The sequence below is a fragment of the Pseudomonas sp. 30_B genome, assembly GCF_017491605.1.
Classification (GTDB): Bacteria; Pseudomonadota; Gammaproteobacteria; order Pseudomonadales; family Pseudomonadaceae; genus Pseudomonas.
Map to the genome: position 1 here is coordinate 62,750 of NZ_JAFGYY010000011.1, position 15,374 is coordinate 78,123.

General features: G+C 67.1%; 15 protein-coding genes. 9 read left to right on the plus strand and 6 right to left on the minus strand.

The annotated features are described in order from the left end of the window. Positions 1-31: 31 nt before the first annotated feature. Genes J5M67_RS14070 through J5M67_RS14085 form a run of 4 tightly spaced genes read left to right on the plus strand, consistent with a single transcriptional unit; the run spans position 32 to position 3,875 of the window. Complete coding sequence (locus J5M67_RS14070; RefSeq protein WP_207885948.1) at positions 32-1,360, plus strand: aspartate aminotransferase family protein; 1,329 nt, start codon at positions 32-34, stop codon at positions 1,358-1,360. Beyond that, positions 1,357-2,037 (plus strand): CoA transferase subunit A, encoded by a 681-nt coding sequence (locus J5M67_RS14075; protein ID WP_207885949.1) that lies wholly within the window; start codon positions 1,357-1,359, stop codon positions 2,035-2,037. The genes J5M67_RS14070 and J5M67_RS14075 overlap by 4 nt, the downstream gene beginning before the upstream one ends. Then, positions 2,012-2,665, plus strand: coding sequence for a 3-oxoacid CoA-transferase subunit B (locus J5M67_RS14080; protein ID WP_207885950.1), 654 nt, complete (start codon positions 2,012-2,014; stop codon positions 2,663-2,665). The genes J5M67_RS14075 and J5M67_RS14080 overlap by 26 nt, the downstream gene beginning before the upstream one ends. Before the next feature lie 13 nt (positions 2,666-2,678). Continuing rightward, positions 2,679-3,875, plus strand: a complete 1,197-nt coding sequence (locus J5M67_RS14085; RefSeq protein WP_207885951.1) for a thiolase family protein — start codon at positions 2,679-2,681, stop codon at positions 3,873-3,875. 69 nt (positions 3,876-3,944) lie between these two features. Here the strand turns inward: J5M67_RS14085 and trxB are convergent, their stop codons facing one another. After that, positions 3,945-4,892: a thioredoxin-disulfide reductase gene (gene trxB, locus J5M67_RS14090; RefSeq protein ID WP_207885952.1), complete on the minus strand. Its 948-nt coding sequence runs from the start codon at positions 4,890-4,892 to the stop codon at positions 3,945-3,947. Positions 4,893-5,335: 443 nt separating this feature from the next. Between trxB and J5M67_RS14095 the strand changes: the two genes are divergently transcribed. The 4 genes from J5M67_RS14095 (at position 5,336) to J5M67_RS14110 (ending at position 9,777) form a co-directional block, all read left to right on the plus strand. After that, on the plus strand, positions 5,336-7,267 hold the full coding sequence (locus J5M67_RS14095; protein ID WP_207885953.1) for a diguanylate cyclase: 1,932 nt from the start codon (positions 5,336-5,338) through the stop codon (positions 7,265-7,267). 99 nt (positions 7,268-7,366) lie between these two features. Beyond that, positions 7,367-8,107 carry a sulfate transporter CysZ gene (gene cysZ / locus J5M67_RS14100; RefSeq protein ID WP_207885954.1) on the plus strand — a complete coding sequence of 247 codons (741 nt, stop codon included), beginning with the start codon at positions 7,367-7,369 and terminating at the stop codon, positions 8,105-8,107. A gap of 98 nt (positions 8,108-8,205) precedes the next feature. Beyond that, complete coding sequence (locus tag J5M67_RS14105; RefSeq protein ID WP_207885955.1) at positions 8,206-8,505, plus strand: hypothetical protein; 300 nt, start codon at positions 8,206-8,208, stop codon at positions 8,503-8,505. Positions 8,506-8,571: 66 nt separating this feature from the next. After that, on the plus strand, positions 8,572-9,777 hold the full coding sequence (locus J5M67_RS14110) for a glycosyltransferase family 1 protein (protein ID WP_207885956.1): 1,206 nt from the start codon (positions 8,572-8,574) through the stop codon (positions 9,775-9,777). Positions 9,778-9,780: 3 nt separating this feature from the next. Here J5M67_RS14110 and J5M67_RS14115 read toward each other — a convergent pair whose 3' ends face one another. From J5M67_RS14115 to J5M67_RS14130, 4 genes are all read right to left on the minus strand, one after another. Continuing rightward, the gene (locus tag J5M67_RS14115; protein ID WP_207885957.1) at positions 9,781-10,740 is read right to left on the minus strand and encodes a DegV family protein; all 960 of its coding nucleotides are present in this window, start codon (positions 10,738-10,740) and stop codon (positions 9,781-9,783) included. Positions 10,741-11,304: 564 nt separating this feature from the next. Next, complete coding sequence (locus tag J5M67_RS14120) at positions 11,305-12,417, minus strand: NADH:flavin oxidoreductase (protein WP_207885958.1); 1,113 nt, start codon at positions 12,415-12,417, stop codon at positions 11,305-11,307. A 69-nt stretch (positions 12,418-12,486) separates the two neighbouring features. Beyond that, on the minus strand, positions 12,487-13,077 hold the full coding sequence (locus tag J5M67_RS14125; protein ID WP_207885959.1) for a TetR/AcrR family transcriptional regulator: 591 nt from the start codon (positions 13,075-13,077) through the stop codon (positions 12,487-12,489). A gap of 75 nt (positions 13,078-13,152) precedes the next feature. Continuing rightward, positions 13,153-14,043 carry a LysR substrate-binding domain-containing protein gene (locus J5M67_RS14130; protein WP_207885960.1) on the minus strand — a complete coding sequence of 297 codons (891 nt, stop codon included), beginning with the start codon at positions 14,041-14,043 and terminating at the stop codon, positions 13,153-13,155. 107 nt (positions 14,044-14,150) lie between these two features. Here J5M67_RS14130 and J5M67_RS14135 point away from each other — a divergent pair, with 107 nt between their 5' ends. Next, positions 14,151-14,558 (plus strand): tautomerase family protein, encoded by a 408-nt coding sequence (locus J5M67_RS14135; RefSeq protein WP_207885961.1) that lies wholly within the window; start codon positions 14,151-14,153, stop codon positions 14,556-14,558. On the opposite strand, the gene J5M67_RS14140 is transcribed toward J5M67_RS14135, so the two are convergent. Next, positions 14,545-15,285 (minus strand): nitroreductase family protein, encoded by a 741-nt coding sequence (locus tag J5M67_RS14140; RefSeq protein WP_207885962.1) that lies wholly within the window; start codon positions 15,283-15,285, stop codon positions 14,545-14,547. The genes J5M67_RS14135 and J5M67_RS14140 overlap by 14 nt on opposite strands. Positions 15,286-15,374: the final 89 nt, after the last annotated feature.

Genomic DNA, 15,374 nt, shown 5'->3' on the forward strand with positions numbered 1-15,374 from the left:
CGGGACGCGCGTCATCAACCAGGGGATTCGCATGTCCGACTACCTGTTCTACCAATCCTCCGTGCGCCTGCCGACGGTCTCCCACGCCCAGGGCATCTACGCCTGGGACGAGCATGGCAAGCGCTACCTGGACGCCTGCTCCGGGGCCATCGTCGCGCAGCTCGGCCATGGCCATCCGGCGGTGCGCGAGGCGATGCTGGCGCAGCTGGACAAGGTCGCCTTCGCCTACCGCACGCAGTTCGAGAACCAGCCGGCGGTGGACCTCGCCGAGCGTCTGGTGAACCTCACCGGCCAGCGCTTCGACCGGGTGTTCTTCTCCTCCGGCGGTTCCGAGTCGGTGGAGTCGGCGCTGAAGATCGCCCGCCAGTACTGGTTCTGCAAGGGCGAGCCGCAGCGCAGCATCTTCATCAGCCGCAAGCCGGCCTACCACGGCTCGACCATGGGCGCGCTGGCGATGACCAGCTACACGCCGCTGACCCAGCCCTTCGAGCCGATGTTCCAGCATTACCCGAAGATCGCCTCGCCGACCCAGTACCGCGTGCCCGCCGGCCTGAGCGCCGAGGCCCACGCCCTGGCCTGCGCCGACGAGCTGGAAGCGGCGATCCTGGAAGTCGGCGCGCACAACGTCGCCGCCTTCATCGCCGAGCCCATCGGCGGCGCCAGCACCGGCGCGGAAGTCCCGCATGACGTCTACTTCCCGCGCATCCAGGCGATCTGCAAGCGCCACGGCATCCTGCTGATCCTCGACGAAGTGATGACCGGCATCGGCCGCACCGGGCGCTGGTTCGGCTACGAGCACTGGGACGTGCAGGCCGACATCCTGTGCCTGGCCAAGGGCCTGGGCGCCGGCTACTACCCAGTCTCGGCGGTGCTGACCCGCGCCGAGCTGACCGACCCGATCCTCGCCTCCGGCGGCTTCCAGCACGGCTACACCTACGCCGGCAACCCGCTGGCCAGCGCCACCGCCCTGGCGGTGATCCAGGCCATCGAGGACGAGAACCTGGTGGCCAGGGTGGCCGAGAACGGCGCCTACCTGCTGGAGCGTCTCCAGGCGCTGGGCGCGCGCTACGAATTCGTCGGCGACGTGCGTGGACGCGGCTACCTGCAGGCCGTCGAGTACGTCGCCGACCGCGAGGGCAAGACACCCTATCCGCTGGCGGCCAACGTCAGCGACAGCATCACACGCCTGGCCCGCGAGCGCGGCCTGATCATCTACCCGCGCCGCTCGCTGATGGGAGAACAGGGCGACCACACGCTGATCTCGCCGCCGCTGATCACCACCCGCCAGCAGTGCGACGAAATCGTCGAGTTGCTGGGCGCCACCTTCGACGCCTTCCAGGCGCAGCAGGCCGGCCGATGAACAAGCAGTGCTCGCTGGAGCAGGCCATCGCCGGCATCGCCGACGGCAGCAGCATCATGGTCGGCGGCTTCGGCTCGCCCGGCACGCCCTTCTCCCTGCTGGAGGAACTGGCGCGCCAGGGCAAGCGTGACCTGACCATCATCAAGAACGACGCCAACCAGGACGGCTACGGGGTCTCGCGGCTGATCGAAGCCGGGGCGATCCGCAGGATGATCACCACCCACCTGGGCCTGAGCGACGCGGCGCGGCGGGCCTTCACCGCCGGCGCGCTGGAAGTCGAGTTCGTTTCCCAGGGCCTGTTCGCCGAGCGCATCCGCTGCGCCGGCGTCGGCCTGCCGGCCTTCCTCAGCGACATCGAAATCCCCGAGGAGCTGGGCGAGGCGCGCCAGACCGTGTCCCTCGACGGTCGCCAGCTCTACGTCGAACCGGCACTACGCGCCGACTACGCCTTCATCGCCGGGCATTGCGCCGACCGCGCTGGCAACCTGCGCTACCACGGCAGCGCGCGTAACTTCGGCCCGCTCATGGCGATGGCCGCCGACCGCGTGATCGCCGAGGTCTACGACCTGAGCGAGCAGGCGCTGCCCGCGGACAGCATCCACACCCCCGGCATCTTCGTGCACCACCTGGTCGCCGTCACAAGGAGCTCCCATGAGTACCAGCCCATCCCTCGCTGACCCGCGGGAAACCATCGCCCGCCGGGCCGCGCGGGAAATCCGCGACGGCCAGCTGGTGAACCTCGGCATCGGCCTGCCGACGCTGATTCCGGCCTACGTTCCCGGCGACATCCAGGTGTGGATTCATTCGGAGAACGGCATCGTCGGGGTCGGCCCGCAGGCCGGCGAACACAACCTCGACGCCGAGCTGATCGACGCCGGCGGCGGCTACGTCACCGTGGTGCCGGGCGGCGCCATCGTCGACAGCGCCACCTCCTTCGGCATCATCCGCCGCGGCCTGCTCGACATCACCTTCCTCGGCGCCCTGCAGGTCTCGCAACACGGCGACCTGGCCAACTGGCTGGTGCCGGGCAAGATAGTCGCCGGCATCGGCGGCGGTGCGGAGCTGGCGCAGAAAGCCCGCCAGGTGATCGTCACCATGCCGCACTGCGACAAGGACGGCCGCGCCAAGATCGTCGAGCGCTGCGACCTGCCGCTCACCGCCCGGCGCTGCGTGACGCGGATCATCACCGAGCACGCGGTGTTCGACATCGACGCCGAGGGCCTGCTGCTGCGGGAAATCCTCAGCGACCTGAGCCCTGCGCAACTGCAGGACATCACCGCGCCCTTCCGCGACGCCCGCGCCTGATCCGGACTCCATCATGACGACCAAGACCAACACGGCATACATCGCCGGCTACGCCCGCACGCCTATCGGTCGGGCCTATCGCGGCGCCTTCAACGACACCGACGCCCCGACCCTGGCCGCCTTCGCCCTGCGCGCGGTGCTGCGACGCAGCGACCTCGACCCGCAGCTGATCGACGACGTGATCCTCGGCTGCGCCCTGCCCGAAGGCTCGCAGTACTACAACATCGGCCGCATGGCGGCGCTGGCGGCAGCGCTGCCGGTACGCACGCCGGGCATGACGGTGGACCGCCAGTGCGCTTCCGGACTGATGTCCGTGGCCATCGCCAGCCAGCGCATCCAGGCCGGCGACGCGGAGCTGATCCTGGCCGGCGGCGTGGAGTCCATCAGCCTGGTGCAGAACTCGCACATGAACGCCTACCGCCGCCAGGACCGCCAGTTGCTGGAGCGCCTGCCGGCGGCCTACATGCCGATGGTGGAAACCGCCGAAGTGGTCGCCACGCGCTATGGCGTCAGCCGTGAGGCACAGGACGCCTTTGCCCTGGAAAGCCAGCGGCGCGCCGCCACGGCGCAGGCTCAAGGTCTGTTCGCGGAAGAGATCGCAGCGGTACGCACCGTGCAACGGATCGAGGACCGCAGCAGCGGCGAGCAGTCCTTCGTCGAGATCGACGTGGCTCGCGACGAATGCCCCCGCCCCAGCACCACGGCCGAAGGCCTGGCGGCGCTATCGCCGGTATTCGCGCAGGGCTCGGTCAGCGCCGGCAACGCCTGCCCGCTGTCGGACGGCTCGGCCGCCTGCCTGGTGGTCTCCGAAGCGGAGCTGCAACGTCATCGGCTGCAACCGCTGGGCCGCCTGGTCAGCTGCGTGGTGGAAGGCTGCGCGCCGGACGAGATGGGCATCGGCCCGGTCCCGGCGATCCGCAAGCTGCTGCAACGCAACCGCCTGACGGTGGACGACATTGACCTCTGGGAAATCAACGAAGCCTTCGCCTCCCAGGTGCTGTACTGCGCGCAGACCCTGGGCCTGCCGGCCGAGCGGCTGAACGTCAATGGCGGCGCCATCGCCCTCGGCCATCCCTACGGCATGAGCGGCACCCGGCTGGTCGGCCACGCGCTGCTCGAAGGGCGTCGCCGCCAGGCGCGCTACGTCGTGGTCAGCATGTGCATCGGCGGCGGCCAGGGCGCGGCGGCATTGTTCGAATGCCTGTCCTGAGCTGAACAGCGCACCCAGAAAAAGGCCCCGCAAGCGGGGCCTCTTCCTGCACGCAGGCTCTTCGGGCCGTTACAGGGAATCCAGGTAACGTTCCACGTCCAGCGCGGCCATGCAGCCGGCGCCGGCAGAGGTGATGGCCTGGCGGTAGACGTGGTCGGCCACGTCGCCGGCAGCGAACACGCCGGGAATGTTGGTCGCCGTGGCATTGCCCTCGCGGCCGCCATTGACCACCAGGTAGCCGTCCTTCAATTCCAGCTGGCCTTCGAACAGCGAGGTGTTGGGCGTGTGGCCGATGGCGACGAACAGGCCGTCGACTTTAAGCTCCGAGGTCTCGCCATCGTTGTGGCGTAGGCGCACGCCGGTGACGCCCATGGCATCGCCCAGCACTTCGTCGACCTGGGCATTCACCCGCAGCTCGATCCTGCCCTCGGCGACGCGGGCACGCAGCTTGTCCTGCAGGATCTTCTCCGCGCGGAAGCTGTCGCGGCGGTGCACCAGGGTCACCTTGCTGGCAATGTTGGCCAGGTACAGCGCCTCTTCCACGGCGGTGTTGCCGCCGCCGACCACCGCCACTTCGCGGTTGCGGTAGAAGAAGCCATCGCAGGTGGCGCAGGCGGACACGCCCTTGCCCATGAATTTCTCTTCCGAGGGCAAGCCCAGGTAGCGCGCACTGGCACCGGTGGCGATGATCAGCGCATCCGCCGTGTAGGTGCCGCTGTCGCCCTTGAGCACGAAGGGTTTGCCGGCCAGGTCCACGCCGTGGATGTGGTCGAAGACGATCTCGGTCTCGAAGCGCTCGGCGTGCTCCTGCATGCGCTGCATCAGCGCAGGCCCGGTGAGCCCGTGCGGGTCGCCCGGCCAGTTGTCGACTTCGGTGGTGGTGGTCAGCTGGCCGCCGGCCTGCAGGCCGGTGATCAGCAGCGGCTTGAGGTTGGCGCGGGCGGCATAGACCGCGGCGCTGTAACCGGCCGGACCAGAACCCAGAATGATGACCCGCGCGTGACGATTCCCGGACATTGCAGCCTCCTGATGTTCAGTCGAAGAACGGCGTTCGGTTGAAGAACGCCGGACAAAGAAAAGGGAGCTGCCAAATACCAGGGGGAAGGTTGGGAGGAACGGCAGCTCCTCTGAAAGGTTTCTCGCGCGGGGCCGCATGACCTGGAGACCTTCGGCAATGCGGCGTGGCCTGAACCACGGAACCCATTGTCCTGCAGATTTTCCAAGTACCCTTGAGATAAGTCAGGCAGTTCCGGATTCGCCCTGGCCGGTTTGACATGCGTCAAGGTGTTCCGGATTGGCTCTCGAACCCGTGCGATTAGACATGGCGCGCAGCTTACCGCCGTGCCGGCGTCCTGTAGAAATGGCCAATCTCAATGCCATCCATAGGCCATGCCTATGTCCACGGCATCCACCGAAGGGCTGTCTAGACTCAAGCAAATCCCATGATCAACAGTCACCCCATGAATCTTCGCGCACGCCTGCTTCTGCTGTTCCTGCCCCTGTTCGCCGCCAGCCTCGCCGGGGTGTGGATGCTGTCGGACAGCATCCTGCTCGACCGCTTCGACCGCGGCGACCGCCAGCGACTGGCCGATGAGGTTCGCATCGTCCACAAGCGCATCGCCTTCGAGAAGCAGCGCTACCTCGATATCGTGCGCAGCTATGCCTGGTGGGACGCCAGCTACGCCTTCATGCACACCCCCGACCCGAAGTTCGTCACGGAGAACCTCGATATCGACATGCTCGGCTTTCTCGGCTTCGACTATGTGCTGTACGTCGACCGCCAGGGCCGGATTGTTGGCCAGCAATGGGGGCTCGACAATCTCTCCGAACGCATTCCCGGCGCGCCCGCGACCAATCCGGAGACGCTGCAGCGCGACATCCTGAAGACCGCCATCGAGCTCGGCGCCCTCGACGTCGCGGGCGATACGCGGCACAGCATCGATCAGCTCGTGCAGATCGACGGCGTGCCGCAACTGCTGCTCAGCTATCCGATCAGCGACACCGACGGTCACGCCGAACCCGCTGGCGCGATGATCGCCGGCGTGCTGTTCGACAAGCGGCGCATGGCCGGACTCGAAGACCAGATGGGCGCGCACCTGCGCCTGACCAGCGATGCCAGCTCCGACAGCACCTGGCGGCCGCTGAACATCCCCAACAACCGCGGTGCCACACTGCTCAGCCCGCGCCAACTGCTGGGCAGGAACACCCAGCAGATGTCCTTGCTCTACCTGAACTCCAAGGGCCAGCCGCAGATGCGCATCGAGGTCAGCAGCCCCAGGCCGCTGTACCTGCAAGGCCGGCAGTCGATCCGCCTGTTCCTCTACCTGGCCATGGCCCTGCTGGCCGTCGCCCTGCTGCTGGCTTACCTGGCGCTGGAGCTCTGGATCATCCGCCGCGTGCGCATGCTCAACCGCGAAGTGTCCAGCATCGGTCCGGACGACAACCAGCAGCGTCTCGGCAGCCTGGGTGAGGATGAGCTCGGCCAGCTCGCCGGCGAGATGAACCACATGCTCGACCGCCTGGAGCAGAGCGAGGCGCGGGACCGGGCGATCCTCGATGCGATCCGCGACGGCTACTTCGAGATGGACCACAAGGGCATCCTGCTCACCGTCAACGCCGCGCTGTGCCGGATGCTCGGCTATTCGGCGCAAGACCTCGTCGGCCGTCACTACAGCCTGCTGCTGCCCGCGGAAGACGCCCGGCGCGCCCAGGCACTCTATATCCAGGTGCGCGACGACCAGCGCGAGACCACCTTCTCCGCGCCCTTCAAATGCGGCGACGGACGCCTGCTCAACTGCGAGACACGCTGCTCGGCGATCCGCGACAATCAAGGCGTGTTTGGCGGATTCCGCGGCATCCTGCGCGACATCAGCCAGCATGTCGCCTACCAGAACCAGTTGATCGACCTCGCCTTCCGCGATGCCGTGACCGGCCTGGGCAACCGCAAGGCGTTCGACGAGCAGTTGCCGGCGGCGATCATCCGTTGCGAACGGGTCGCCCTGCTGTACATCGACCTGGACCGCTTCAAGCAGGTCAACGACCGCTTCGGCCACGCCACCGGCGACGCCCTGTTGGCCGCCGTCGGGGAGCGCCTGCATAACAGCCTGCGCCAGCCGGACCAGGCCTACCGCCTGGGTGGCGACGAGTTCGCCGTACTCCTGGAAAACGCCGAGCCGCCGCAGGCCGAAAGCCTCGGCATGCGCCTGCTGCAGGTGCTGGGCAGCCCCTACGAACTGAGCGGCCAGACCATCGACTTCGTCACCCCGAGCATCGGCATCGCGTTTTATCCACAGGACGCCGACGACGCCGAGGACCTTACCCGCGCCGCCGACGTCGCCATGTACCAGGCCAAGCAGGAACGCAACCGCTGCCAGCGCTACAGCGCCATATGAGCCGCCACATACCCGGCAAAACACACGGCTCGCCGGCCCTTTGCCGGGTCTGTTAAGGTCGCAGCCGCGTTACCTTTGGAGAGTCCCCTGGAGAGCCTCATGCCCAACCTGAGCGGCCCGCAATACCTGAGCGAAGGCCTGAAACTGATGATGCGCCCTGGCCTGCGGCTGTTCGTGCTGCTGCCGCTGAGCATCAACCTCATCCTCTTCGTCGGCCTGATCGGCTTTGCGGTGAGCGAGTTCAGCCACTGGGTCGACGCCCTGATGCCCAGCCTGCCCGACTGGCTGAGCTTCCTGCAGTTCATCCTCTGGCCGCTGTTCGTCGCGCTGGTGCTGCTGATCGTGTTCTTCACCTTCACCCTGATCGCCAACCTGATCGCCGCGCCCTTCAACGGCTTCCTCGCGGAAAAGGTCGAAGTGGTGGTGCGCGGCACCGACGACTTCCCCGAATTCAGCTGGACCGAACTGATCGCCATGGTGCCGCGCACCATCGGCCGCGAGCTTCGCAAGCTCGGTTACTTCCTGCCGCGCGCCATCGGCCTGTTCATCCTCAGCCTGATCCCCGGCCTGAACCTGATCGCCGCACCGCTGTGGCTGCTGTTCGGCGTGTGGATGATGGCCGTGCAGTACATCGACTACCCGGCGGACAACCACAAACTGGGCTGGAACGAGATGCTCGCCTGGCTGCGCAGCAAGCGCTGGGCGTGCATGGGCTTTGGCGGCATCACCTACCTCGCCCTGCTGATCCCGGTGGTCAACCTGGTCGCCATGCCCGCCGCCGTGGCCGGCGCGGTGCTGTTCTGGGTGCGCGAGGGTGGCGACAAGGCGCTGGTGAAGTAATCACCTGCGCCGTACGAACCTTCCGATTTGCACGGCGAGCGCTGACCGCCGCCGGGGAAATTCGTCCAATGGCGTTTTTCCCCGGCCACGAGATTTCCATGCGCTCACTGCTTGCCCTGCTCCTCGCCCTCAACCTGGGCACGGCCCTGGCTGACGATTACGACAGCCGCTTCCGCACCACCCTGCCCCCACAGCCTGAAGCGCCAGCGGAACTGCCGAGCGAGCCGGCCTTCCGCATCACTCAGGACGGCTCGCTGATTCGCCCGCCGGGCGAGCGAATGATCGACAGCGGCAATCCCCTGCTCGACGCCGACGAATCCCGCGAGCGTGCGAACTGCCTGCGCATTCGCCAGCGCGTCGCCGACCAGGGCAGATTTCCCAGCTTCGGCTGCGACTGAGCCGCTGTCACATTTCGATCATCGCGGCGTCATCGGCGCGCCACTGCGCGCCATGACACTGCGGACATGACGAAAAATCTTCTGCGCATTGCGCTGATCAGCGAAACCTTTCCGCCGGAAATCAACGGCGTTGCCAATACCCTCGGCCGACTGGCTGCGGGGCTGTTGCGCCGGGGCCATCAGATCCAGGTCGTGAGACCACGGCAACAATGCGACGGCAGCCGTCATAGCGACGCCGAACTGGTGCTGACCCGGGGCTGGCCGCTGCCGGGCTACCCGGGGCTGCAATGGGGGCAGTCCTGCCTGCACAAGCTGCTGCGCCACTGGCAGGGGCTGCGTCCCGACGTGCTCTACATCGCCACTGAAGGCCCCCTGGGCCTGGCCGCCCTGCGCGCCGCGCGGCGCCTGCGGATTCCGGTGATCAGCGGCTTCCACACCAATTTCCAGCAGTACAGTGCGCACTACGGCTTCGGCCCGCTGATGCGTCTGGTGACCCTGTACCTGCGCTGGTTCCACAACCGCACCCAGCAGACCCTGGTACCCAGCGTCAGCCAGTCGCTGGAATTGCAGCGGCGCGGCTTCGAACGCCTGGCGCAACTGTCGCGCGGCGTCGACAGCCAGCTGTTCAACCCCGCTCGCCGCGACGATGTGCTGCGCCGCGAATGGGGTCTGGGCGAACGCGATATCGCCGTGCTGCACGTGGGCCGACTGGCGGCGGAGAAGAACCTGTCGCTACTGGGCAGCAGCTTCCGCGCACTATGCGCGGCGCACCCGCAGCTCAAGCTGCGCCTGGTCATCGTCGGCGACGGCCCTCAGCGCGCCCAGTTGCAGAGGGAATTGCCCGAAGCGGTGTTCTGCGGCCTGCAACGCGGCGAGGAACTGGCGCGTCACTACGCCAGCGGCGACCTGTTCCTGTTCCCCAGCCTGTCGGAAACCTTCGGCAACGTCGTACTCGAAGCCCTGGCCTCAGGGCTGGCCGTGGTGGCCTTCGACCAGGCGGCAGCCGGGCAGCACATCCGCCACGGGCACAACGGCACGCTGGCGAGCCCCGGCGACAACCAGGGCTTCTTCGAGGCGGCCAGCTGGCTGCTGGGCGACCCCGAGCGTCTGCGCCGGGTGCGCCTGAACGCCCGCCACCACGCGGGGCATCAGGCCTGGGATGCCGTGGTGGAGCGATTCGAAGGTTATCTACAGGAAGCCTGCCGCCTGGCGCTGCACGGAAAGACCGCCACCGGCCTCAGGCCGGTGGGCGGGTCCTCCGTGCACAAATGAGACTCAGGCGAAAGGTATCGGCGGCGCCGCGAAGGACAGGCTCATGGCGCCCGCGCCCAGGTTGATGCCGCCGGTGGGGCTGAGCATCGCCAGGTGCACCTGTATTCCCCTGGCCTGGCAGGCCGCTTCCAGTGCGGAGAAGCCCGGCAGGTCGCGCAGTGCCGACGGATCGCCGGCATAGCTCAGGCACATCTGCGGCGCCAGCAGCTCGCCCGCCTCGACCCGCGCGCGGGCGAAGTTGAGCAGGCGCTCGGCGGACTTCTCGTAGTTGGGCGACACCGAGACCGGCTTGTCCTCGCCCTGCACCAGGCTCAGCACCGGCTTCATGTCGAGCATCGAACCGATGCCGAGGAAGGCGCCGCGCAGGCGGTCGCCGATGCTGCTGCGGTCGCCCTTCTGGAAGCCTCGGCGGCGGATGTGCCCCAGGTCGCTGGCGACCAGGAAGGTGTTCATCTGCTGGCTGAGCTGCTCCAGGCGGGTGCGCACGGCGTTGGGGTGCTGGTCCTCGCCGAGCAGGCGCACGCCTTCGGCGGCCAGCACGGCGAGGCCGGCGAACACCGTCTGGCTGTCGATCACCCGCAAGGCGAACGGCCCGGCGATGCCGGCGGCGCTGCGGCGTTCCTTGTAGCTCTGCAGCAGGCTGAAGGAGGCCTGGGTGGCATGCTCGAAGATCGGGCTGCGCTGGCTGGTGACGGTCAGGCAGATGACGTAATCGAAGTCGGTGACCAGTTGTTCCAGGAACCAGTCGTGGGTCTGCGCGGGCGTCAGCGGCTCGCTGCCGTCCTCGGGGCCGACCTTGGGCAGGTATTGGGAATAGAACGTGAGGGTGGTGTCGGGATCGCGATCATCGACGATACGGCGCTCGCCCAGGCGGATGCCGATGGGCAGGACGCGGATGTTGTTGGCCGCGAGAAATTCGGGGGGCAGGTCGCAGGTCGCATCGACCACCAAGCCGATCCGCATGGCTTACTCCTATGGCCGTATCCCGGCCTATTGTTGTGTGAACGCGGTCATACAATGCCCGTTTCGGACCATGAAGTCAGCAAGCGGAAAGGTGGGTTCGGAAAAGATTTGTAAACGCCTAGGACGGGGCTTTCAGAGCATTCACAAGACTTATGGGCAGTCATAACCAGAACACAGATTGCTGTGCAGAGGACCCGGCCTGTAGGAGCGTGCCGTGCGCGCGATCGCGGGCATGGCCCGCTCCTACAATGGGGTTTGCCGCGCTGAATGTTCGCGGAGAAGTGCTGCTCTCGTAGGAGCGGACCTTGTCCGCGAAATCTACGGCGCAGGAGAGCTATGCCATCAGGAAACACAGGGGCCGACCGCCTGCACCAGCGCCGGCCCTGCCGGCGAATCGCGGATAAGATCCGCTCCTATACAAGCCAAAGCCACGGAGCTGACCTGTAGGAGCGCGCCATGCGCGCGATCGCGGGCATGGCCCGCTCCTACAGGGGACTCCGCAATAACAAGAAAGCCCCTGGCACCGAGGGCGCCAGAGGCTTTTTCAAATCCAGCCGTTGCGAATCAGGCCAGCGACATCAGCGCATCGCGGCTGAACGGCTTGATATCGGCCAGGCGGCCGTCACGCACCTTCACCGCCCAGTCCGGGTCGACCAGCAGGGCGCGACCGACGGCGACCAGGTCGAACTCTTCCTTGTTCAGGCGCTCCAGCAGCCCATCGATGCCCGACGGCTGGGCGACTTCCTCGGTGTTGCCGAAGAAGGCCAGGAACTCGCTGCCATCCAGGCCGACGTTGCCGACGGTGATGGTCGGCTTGCCGGTGAGCTGGCGGGTCCAGCCGGCCAGGTTGAGGTCGGAGCCTTCGAACTCCGGAATCCAGAAGCGGCGGGTGGAGCAGTGGAAGATATCCACGCCGGCGTCCGACAGCGGCTTGAGGAAGGCTTCCAGCTCCTCGGCGGTCTGTACCAGGCGGGCGCTGTAGTCCTGCTGCTTCCACTGGGAGAAGCGGAAGATGATCGGATAGTCGGGGCCGACGGCTGCGCGCACGGCCTGGATCAGCTCGATGGCGAAGCGCGAACGGTTGGCCAGGCTGCCGCCGTATTCGTCGGTGCGCTTGTTGCTGCCGTCCCAGAAGAACTGGTCGATCAGGTAACCGTGGGCGCCGTGGATTTCCACGCCGTCCATACCGATGGCCTTGGCGTCGCGGGCGGCCTGGGCAAACGCGGCGATGACTTCCTGGATGTCCTCTTTGGTCATTTCATGGACCAGCACAGTGCCATCCTTGACCTTGCCGCTGGGGCCGTAGCCCGGAACGCTGGCGTCCGGCTCGGTGCCGAGGCGGCGCACGGCGCCGACGTGCCACAGCTGCGGGACGATCTTGCCGCCTTCGGCGTGCACCGCGTCGACCACCTGCTTCCAGCCGGCCAGGGCGTCTTCGCCGTGGAAGCGCGGCACGTTCGGGTAGCCGTTGGCGGCCTTGTGGTTGACCGTGGTGCCTTCGGTGACGATCAGGCCGACGCCGGCGGCGGCGCGGCGGCGGTAGTACTCCACCACCTGGGCGTGGGGCACGCCGCCCGGGGTGAAGTTGCGGGTCATCGGCGCCATCACGATGCGCGTGGGCAATTCCAGGCCGCCCAGGCGGAAGGGCGAGAACAGGGTGTCTACGGATGCGGTCATTGAAGTCTCCATGACGGCCAGGCGACCGGTCGTCTCGTCTTTGGGTAAAGGGTTTTGGATGAAGAAGAATCAGGCCTGAAGCAGGTACTCCAGGCGTTCGATGAAGCGTTCCAGCGGTTTAAGCGAGGCACTGACCTTCAGCCGCGCCAGCACGCCCTGCCAGGCATTGCCGATGAACTCGGCCAACTGCTCAACGTTCTCCGCGGCCGGCAGCTCACCGGCGCGCTGGGCGTCGGCGAGGCAGTCGCGCAGGATATCGATGGACTGCTGCAGGATGCCGTCGACCCGTTCGGTAATGGCCGGCGACAGCTCGGCCATCTCGAAACTGAGGCTGCCGATGAAGCAGTGGAATTCGAGCTTCTCCTGACGGGAGAAGTGCGCCAGCAGCTCGCGGTAATAGGTGAGGATGCGCGCACGCGGCCCCAGCACCGGATTGCCTAGAGCCTCGGCGTAGCGGGCCAGGCGCGGTCCGTAAAGGTGCTCCAGGGCCTGCAAGGCGAAGTCTTCCTTGCTCTCGAAGTAGTGATAAAAGGAGCCCTTGGGGATGCCGGCGGCCTGGACGATGTCCTGCACGCCGGTGCCGTGGTAGCCGCAACGGGTCATCGCCAGGGAGCCCTTGGCGAGGATCAGGTCGCGCTTGTCGAGTCGGATGCTGTTCATGGGGAGCGAGAATATGACCGGTCGTCTCGCTTTTCCCAGCATCATTGATCGCGGTGATTTTCCCTTAGAAATGGATCAGCGATTGGCCGGGTTTTCCAGCAGCTCGGCGACACCCTCGCAGAGCAATTCGCGCAGGCGCGCCACCACCGCCTCGGGCTCGGCTTCCGCGCGATGCAGGCATAGTCCAAGCGGCGCCATGGCCGGCAGACCGGCACGCTCAGGGTCGAGCCGCTCGACGCTGGCCGGCAGGCCGATGGGCGTACGCAGGCCAATACCAAGCCCGGCCCCTACCGCCGCCCAGATGCCCGACAGCCCGGCGCTGGTGAAAGCCACGCGCCAGGCAATGCCGGCGCGATCCAGAGCCGTCGTCGCCGCGCTGCGCAGCAGGCAGGGCGCTTCCAGCATCACCAGCGGCAGCGGCTCAACACCGGGCGCCGGCACGCTGCCGGGTACGCCGATCCAGCACTGCGCCACGGCGCCGATGCGCTCCATGTGCGCCGTACGCTCGCCTGTGTCCCAGGCCAGCGCCAGGTCCAGTTCTCCGTTGCGCACGCCTTCGATCAATTGCTGGTTGCGCGCCGTGCGCACCTCGATCCGCACCTTGGGATGGGCGCGGGCAAAACGAGCCAGCACGGCGGGCAGCAGGGTTTCGCCGAAGTCCTCCTGCAAGCCCAGGCGCACCCGGCCTTCCAGCGTGCCGCCGCGCAAGGCGCCGGCGGCTTCGTCGTTCAGTTCCAGCAGGCGGCGGGCATAGGCCAGCAGCGTCTCGCCCGCCTCGGTGAGCGCCATGCCCCGGCCTTCGCGGCGCAGCACTGGCGTGCCGGCCTGCTCCTCCAGCTTCTTCAACTGTGCGCTGACGGCCGAGGTCGAGCGCCCCAGGCGATCTGCCGCGCGGGCGAAGCTGCCCAATTCGATGCCGGTGACAAAGGTGCGCAGTACGTCCAGGTCGAAGTTGATACGAGGCATGGCAACCATCCCGGTTAATCGAACTATCAGTCAAATATTTCCCGATTTTCCGAATCAACTTGCCGGGCTAGCCTGAACTCGTCAATCACCCACCGAGGAACGGCGCCATGCCTACCGTCCGCATCTCCCTGCGCAAGGGCAAGCAACCCGAATACCTGCGCGAACTCGCCGATACCGTCTACGACGCCATGCACGAGGCCTTCAACGTGCCGGCAAACGATCAGTTCGTGATGATCCACCAGCATGAGCCTGAGGAATTCGTCTACGACCGCGGCTACCTCGGCGGGCCGCGCAGCGACGACTTCGTGCTGATCGCCATCACCATCGGCCGCCCCCGCGACTCGCAGACCAAGCAGGCGTTCTACCGGCGCTTGAATGCGCTGCTGGGCGAACGCCTGGGCATCGCCAGCGAGGACGTGATGGTGCAGATCACCACCAGCGAGGCGGACGACTGGTCCTTCGGCGGCGGACGCATGGGCGTGCTGACCCGCCCCGACGCGGTCAGTGCCAGCTGACGCGCTGCTCCAGCGGGAAGCGCAGGCGCGGGTTGTAGACGCCGTTGTCGGCAGCGCGGCCCACCGCCAGCAGCATGATCGGCACCGCGCGGCGGGGAATCTGCAACACCTTGCGCAGCCGCACTTCGTCGAAGCCCTCCATCGGGCAGGTGGCAAAGCCGTGGCTCTGCAGGGCGAGCATCAGGTTCTGCGCCGCCAGCGCGGTGGACTTCACCGCCCACAGGCGCATCTCGGCGTCGCTGTTGGGCTGGCGCATCAGCGCGCGGCGCAGGCCGACCACCGAGTACAGCGCCCGCTTGTACAGCCCGCGCCAGCCGAAAGCGCCCTGGTTGTACTGGAAGGGCGCGGTGCGCTGATAGAAGTCCCGCACCTTCTCCGGCATCTGCGGTTCCGGCCACTGCTCGATCAGCGCCGCGCAGGACTCGCGCCAGGTGTCCGGCCGCGCCAGCACGGCGATCAGTACCGGCGCCGTGCGCGCGGCATTCTGCCCCAGGCATACCGGCACCAGGCGGCGGCGCAGGTCGGCATCGCGGATCACCTGGAAGCTCCACGGCTGCAGGTTGCAGGCATTGGGTGCGAGCACCGCCTGTTCCAGGCAGTCGCGCAGCACGGCGTCCGGCACCGGCTCATCGAGGAAACGCCGCACCGCGCGGCGCTGCTCGATCAATGCGCGCAACGCATCGGGGGTTGCCGGCAGGCAGGAGGACTCGGCGGCGAAACGGCTCATGGCGGGCTCCGGTATCAGGTCACCCGATTAAGCCGTCGCGCCGGGTCCGGAACAATACGCAGGGGAGAAATGCCGGCGGGATTGGCGCA